This is a genomic window from Mesorhizobium sp. M7A.F.Ca.CA.002.15.2.1 (genome assembly GCF_003998715.1).
In the GTDB taxonomy this organism is placed as follows: domain Bacteria; phylum Pseudomonadota; class Alphaproteobacteria; order Rhizobiales; family Rhizobiaceae; genus Mesorhizobium; species Mesorhizobium ciceri.
Map to the genome: position 1 here is coordinate 1 of NZ_RZPI01001061.1, position 1,105 is coordinate 1,105.

Consider the following 1,105-nt stretch of genomic DNA (forward strand, 5'->3'; position numbering starts at 1 on the left):
AGACAGCTATGACTATTTGAAGGAGAATGCCGAAAGCGCCTGCGAGTACAATGTGCTGACCGGCAAAGGCACCAGCAGCGAAAAGCAGCCGGACGGCAGCACCAAGCACAGGAACGTCTCGGTCGAAGGCCAGACCATCGCCTTCAAGGACTGGAACCCCGGCACCACCTTCAGCGCTTGCGGCGCGTGACCGGCGCCTCTTCGACCGACTTCAGCTTGGCGGCGGCGCTGCCGGCGTCAGCCCGTGGCGGCGCATGATATCCATCATCCCAGCCTTGTCCGGCGGACCGCCGGCGGCGGCGTGGAACATGGCGAATATCTCACGGAAATAGTCCGGACCGATCGCCGCTGGTGTGACGACGCACAGCGCTTTCGCATCCGCGCTGCCATTGTTGTCGAAGCGATGGACTGCGCCGCGCGGGATGCACAGCGCTTCTCCCGGTCCGACCTCGATCGGCTTGCCGTCGACGGTCCAGGTCAGCACCCCTTCAATGCCGTAGATCGTCTCTTCGTAGTGATCATGGCTGTGCGCCGGCGCCAGCAGGCGCAGTCCGCTGGCAACCCTCAACTCAAAGGCGGCGATGCTGCCGTTCGAACTGTCGCCCGTCACCAGGAAGCGAATCGACAGCCCCTTGTCGCCGGTCTCATTGGCTGGATTGACCTGAAGATTCATGACCGACATTGCGCAAAGCCCTCCGGTAAATTACATTTACTCGCTATCAGTAAACTCAATTTACCGGATCGTCAATGCCCACCTCAACGGAAGTTCTACAGACCAAGACCGAGAACCTGCTGATCGGCGCCCTGCTGCGCGTGCCGGCACAAGCGATCCAGCGGCGGCTGATCAAGGAGCTCAACGCCGCCGGTTTCGACGAATTGCGCCTGCCGCATATGGCGGTGTTGCAGTTTCCCGGACCGGACGGCGCGCGGCCCGGCACCATCGCCGAGCGTGCCGGCATGAGCAAACAGGCCATCAACCAGCTGCTCAGCAGTCTCGAAGGGTACGGCTACCTCGTCCGCTCCGACATTCCCGGCGATGGCGGTGCGCGCGTGGTGCGATCCACGGAACGCGGTCATGCCGCGTTCTGGAAAATGGTCGATATCC

At 62.4% G+C, this 1,105-nt stretch carries 2 protein-coding genes and 1 pseudogene; 2 read left to right on the forward strand and 1 reads right to left on the reverse strand.

All coding sequences use genetic code 11. The features are described from left to right. Nucleotides 1–190: pseudogene (locus tag ENZ74_RS32580) on the forward strand (hypothetical protein); the annotation flags it as partial. Between the two features lie 21 nt (nt 191–211). On the opposite strand, the gene ENZ74_RS32585 reads toward ENZ74_RS32580, so the two are convergent. Further along, complete coding sequence (locus ENZ74_RS32585) at nt 212–682, reverse strand: cupin domain-containing protein (protein ID WP_024501720.1); 471 nt, start codon at nt 680–682, stop codon at nt 212–214. A gap of 65 nt (nt 683–747) precedes the next feature. On the opposite strand from ENZ74_RS32585, the gene ENZ74_RS32590 reads away from it, so the two are divergent. Further along, a partial coding sequence (locus ENZ74_RS32590; RefSeq protein ID WP_127313324.1) for a MarR family transcriptional regulator occupies nt 748–1,105 on the forward strand: 358 nt, incomplete at its 3' end.

Bases quoted from the DNA above. Each gene is read 5' to 3' on its own strand.
- ENZ74_RS32585 (WP_024501720.1), bottom strand. From the start codon at position 682: ATGTCGGTCATGAATCTTCAGGTCAATCCAGCCAATGAGACCGGCGAC.